The organism is Protofrankia sp. Cr2 (assembly GCF_963555885.1).
In the GTDB taxonomy this organism is placed as follows: domain Bacteria; phylum Actinomycetota; class Actinomycetes; order Frankiales; family Frankiaceae; genus Protofrankia.
Map to the genome: position 1 here is coordinate 369701 of NZ_CAUVXG010000001.1, position 3640 is coordinate 373340.

At 66.5% G+C, this 3640-nt stretch carries 5 protein-coding genes and 2 pseudogenes; 5 read left to right on the forward strand and 2 right to left on the reverse strand.

Annotated features, from left to right (window positions below):
* From U9978_RS01580 to U9978_RS23945, 3 genes and pseudogenes are all read left to right on the forward strand, one after another.
* Nucleotides 1-303 (forward strand): annotated as a pseudogene (locus U9978_RS01580) (hypothetical protein); the annotation flags it as partial.
* A gap of 47 nt (nucleotides 304-350) precedes the next feature.
* Nucleotides 351-563, forward strand: a pseudogene (locus U9978_RS23940) (transcriptional regulator); the annotation flags it as partial.
* 69 nt (nucleotides 564-632) lie between these two features.
* Nucleotides 633-845: a helix-turn-helix transcriptional regulator gene (locus U9978_RS23945; protein WP_416210817.1), complete on the forward strand. Its 213-nt coding sequence runs from the start codon at nucleotides 633-635 to the stop codon at nucleotides 843-845.
* Between the two features lie 194 nt (nucleotides 846-1039).
* Here the strand turns inward: U9978_RS23945 and U9978_RS01590 are convergent, their stop codons facing one another.
* Both U9978_RS01590 and U9978_RS01595 read right to left on the reverse strand, forming a co-directional pair.
* Nucleotides 1040-1384 (reverse strand): GNAT family N-acetyltransferase, encoded by a 345-nt coding sequence (locus U9978_RS01590; RefSeq protein ID WP_322759208.1) that lies wholly within the window; start codon nucleotides 1382-1384, stop codon nucleotides 1040-1042.
* A gap of 80 nt (nucleotides 1385-1464) precedes the next feature.
* A complete protein-coding gene (locus U9978_RS01595) occupies nucleotides 1465-1809 on the reverse strand; it encodes a hypothetical protein (RefSeq protein ID WP_322759209.1) in 345 nt (114 codons plus the stop codon).
* Here U9978_RS01595 and U9978_RS01600 point away from each other — a divergent pair.
* Together U9978_RS01600 and U9978_RS01605 are read left to right on the forward strand one after the other, a co-directional pair.
* On the forward strand, nucleotides 1793-2323 hold the full coding sequence (locus tag U9978_RS01600) for a hypothetical protein (protein ID WP_322759210.1): 531 nt from the start codon (nucleotides 1793-1795) through the stop codon (nucleotides 2321-2323). The genes U9978_RS01595 and U9978_RS01600 overlap by 17 nt on opposite strands.
* 282 nt (nucleotides 2324-2605) lie before the next feature.
* Nucleotides 2606-3190, forward strand: a complete 585-nt coding sequence (locus U9978_RS01605) for a hotdog fold thioesterase (RefSeq protein ID WP_322759211.1) — start codon at nucleotides 2606-2608, stop codon at nucleotides 3188-3190.
* Nucleotides 3191-3640 lie beyond the last annotated feature (450 nt).

The window sequence follows — 3640 nt, forward strand, 5'->3', positions numbered from 1 at the left end:
AACGGGGTGCGGATCGGGGGACTCACGAGCCGGGTCGTGCTCGGAACGGGGCGGGCTGCGGCGACCTCGTACGCGCTGGCTCTGGGCGCCGCGTTCTGGGCTGCCCTTGCCGGGCTGTGGTGGCTGGTGGCTGTCTGCGCGTGTGCTGGGGGACTGGCCTACACGTTGAGCGGCCGACGTTGGTTGCGCCTCTACAGAGGAGACCCGGCGACTCACGCTCGTGCCGAGTCGGCCGGGTGGCTGGTGGTCATCTCGGCCCTTGCACTGGCCGCGCTGGCGCTGCTGGTGCTGGTCGGCCACTGATGCTTGAGCTGGATGCCAACCTGCACGCACCGGCCCGGCTGAGGCTGATGACCATGCTGACCGCTGTGTCCGAAGCAGAGTTCTCGACCATTCGCGACAGCCTCGAGGTCAGCGACTCGGTGCTTTCCAAACACGTGGGCGCCCTCGCGTCGCTCGGCTACGTCAGGAGCCACAAAGGAGTTCACGGCGGTCGCCGAACCACGTGGATCTCGCTGACTGCGCCGGGCCGGGCCGCCCTGGGCGCCCACGTTGCCGCACTGCGAGAGGTCATCGCCGGGGAGCATGCTGATCTGGATCGCCGCACTGATCTTCAAGGCGCAGCGGATCCGATGAGGAACCGGCTACGTGAGCTGCGGGCCGCGCGGCGCTGGAGCCAGGCGGACCTGGCCGACCGCCTCGACGTGTCCAGACAGACGGTCAACGCCATCGAAACGGGCCGCTTCGACCCGAGCCTGCCCCTGGCGTTCAAGATCGCCGCCGTGTTCGAGGGCCGGATCGAGGACCTGTTCTTCCCCCCCGAAGACACCGGCCCCGAGGCATGATCGTCCGGGCCGCCCCACAGCTGCTCTGCACCTTTGGACATCGACAACTCGTCAGTCACGCCGGTCATGCTTCCAGGAGACCGTCGCTGCGACCGCTGGTACCCAGCGACGGTCAGTCGAACTCTCACCCGGACGCGGTAGACGAGACGCACGCCCGGGGCAGGAGCCCTGCCTCTGCGAAAGAGGTTCGGAGGTCAACCGCCGGTACGCGTCTCCCACGTTGCCCGGCTGATCGTGTAAACGGCGCTGTCGGTGCCGTGCAGCACCTCGTAGTGGTCGAGCGTCATGCCGAGCTTCTCGGCGACGCGAACCGACTTCAGGTTGTCACGGTTGGGGACTGTGACAAGCCGGTCCACATCGTGGTTGGCAAACGCCCATGTTCCGGCCGCACGGGCTGACTCGGGTGCATAACCGCGTCCCCACCGTGTTCGGGGCGACCACGACCTACCCGTACGCCCGCCAGCGGTCGTGTAGCGCGTTGCCTCTACCGCTTTGCTGTCATTGATGCGCCAGCCGCGAGACACGTGGTTCGCATCCATCCACGAGACCCCACAATCAAGATTTTCAGGGGTCTCGTAGGCTGCCCCCACTGCATGCTAAAAGGGGGATTCATGGGGGATCAGGGTGTATCGCCGTGGCAGCCGCCGGGCGGTCGAAACCAGCGCCGCCCACCCCCGCGGTCCGCACGACCGTCCCGAGACCGGGCATCCGTTTGGATCCACCGCAACCCCAGGAAGGCTGCCATCGGAGGCGCGGCAGGTGTCTTCCTGTCGCTGGCTGCGATCGGGGCCGTACTGCCGGCGCCGATGACGACCCAGACCGCCAGCGGCAGCACTATGACAGCCTCGCCGAGCGCCTTACCGACGATCTCGGCGCTGGCTCCGGTGCCCGTGTCAACGACACCGATACCGATACCGGCGCCGATCCAAACCAGTGCAGCCTCGGCGATGCCTGTACCAACCACGCCGTCATCCGCGCCAGCGCCGCCGCCGGTCCCCCCGGCGGAGCATCTTCCCGGGTTTGGTGCCACGCAGGCCGACTGGAACGCCCACCACACGATGGACACCCATGGCCACACCCCGGTCAACTGTTGCTACAACCCGGATCGGACGCTCGGGCTGGGAGACGACGGCCTGCCTTTCGATACCTACTACGCTGTGAACTACACAGACGACTGGGTGAGCTTCTACGACATGCGGTTGCCGTTTGTGCCGATCAGCGTGGCGAATACCCGGGTGCTCGCCGAGCTGCCCGGCGACGCTCGGGTGCTGTGGACCCGGACCCTCGACACCTGCCGGCAGTCGGAGTTCACCAGCCCCACCCTGGCCCGTCTCCATGGAGGCAGCGGACAGGTCTTCGTCAGCGTCAGTAGCGACGAGAGCAACGGCGGCGAGGCGTTCTACGACCCGAAGCGCGTGGACACGGCGGCCTTCATGCTCGGCTCATCCTCGGATCCGAACGACGAGGCGGGATGCTGATGGCGCTGTCGCGCTCCGATCTGGACGGGGTCGTCGCCGGGCAAGACCGATCCGGGAGCATGCCAGTGTCAGTCCTCGATCTCGACGCCGTAGGCACGGGCCAGTTCCCCTACGGATGTTGGTAGACATCCATGGATATATCGTCGAGGACTACGGATCAAGTGGTGATGTTTTCAGTCGTGTAGTCCGATCTGCCCTGTGTGATCCGTCGGGATTGCGCTCGCCGGTGAGGGTAGACGCTGACGGGCGCTTGAATGCGAAGACGGGATGAAGGGAACGCACGTGGCAGATCCGACTAGCGACACCGGCGCCGATCCGGACCCGAGTGTCGGCGCAAGCCCGGACACCAGCTTGAACACCGACACCAGCTTGAACACCGACACCGACACCGACACCGACACCGCCCCGACCGTCCGCGCCGATTTCCGCGCCGGTCCCGACGAGGACCTCGTCACTGTCTTGAACCGTAGCCGGGGCGAGCTGGCCGCGCGCATGGGCATTACGGTCGTCGAAGCCGGTCCGGACCGGGTCGTCGCGACGATGCCGGTGGAGGGCAACCGCCAGCCATACGGGCTGCTGCACGGGGGTGCGTCCGTGGTGCTCGCTGAAACGATCGGCTCGCTCGCCGCGGCAATTTCGCCCGCCGCGGCCGGCCGGGTGGCGCTGGGTATCGAAATCAGCGCGGCCCACCACCGGGCTGCGCGGTCGGGCACGGTGACGGCGACGGCCACCGCGATCCAGGTCGGCGCCACGCTCGCCACCTACGACATTCGGATCGTCGACGAGTCCGGTCGCCCTGTATGCACGTCGCGGCTGACTTGCCTGCTGCGCGACGCTCCACCCGGAGCCGGGCACCGAATCGTTTAGCCGAGCCGGCGATCGTTGGTGTGGACCCAAACGACCAGCGATGGTTATCCCTGACTGCCCGCGATAGGCACACCGCGCGTCGCTCAACCGATAATATCGTTTTTTTCGAGAGCGACATGCTATGGAATCCATGATTCCGATCTCCGTAGCCTTCCCGTGACCATGCTGGATCCCTCCGGTATCGAGCGCGGCATTGAAGAGCCACGGGTATCGCCGAATCGCCTGGCACTCCTGCTTCACTACAGCGTGAGCAGGCAGTAGTCGCCGCGCTGCCGGGCCGGGTGCGAAGCAGCGCGGACTCGGGGTGACATCGTGCTCTGCTCGTCGGGGCGTGGGTGGATCCAGTGGTGGTCGGGCCGATATGTACACCCTGTACGAACAAATGTTCGACTTTGCGGGCATTTCGGGTTATCGTTGATCTATGCCGAACGCCACCGCCGCCAGCCCGGG

What these genes read in the sequence shown, in the direction of transcription:
- U9978_RS23945 (WP_416210817.1), top strand. Translation starts at nt 633, where the DNA reads ATGAGGAACCGGCTACGTGAGCTGCGGGCCGCGCGGCGCTGGAGCCAG.
- U9978_RS01590 (WP_322759208.1), bottom strand. Translation starts at nt 1,384, where the DNA reads ATGGATGCGAACCACGTGTCTCGCGGCTGGCGCATCAATGACAGCAAA.
- U9978_RS01600 (WP_322759210.1), top strand. Translation starts at nt 1,793, where the DNA reads ATGCCTGTACCAACCACGCCGTCATCCGCGCCAGCGCCGCCGCCGGTC.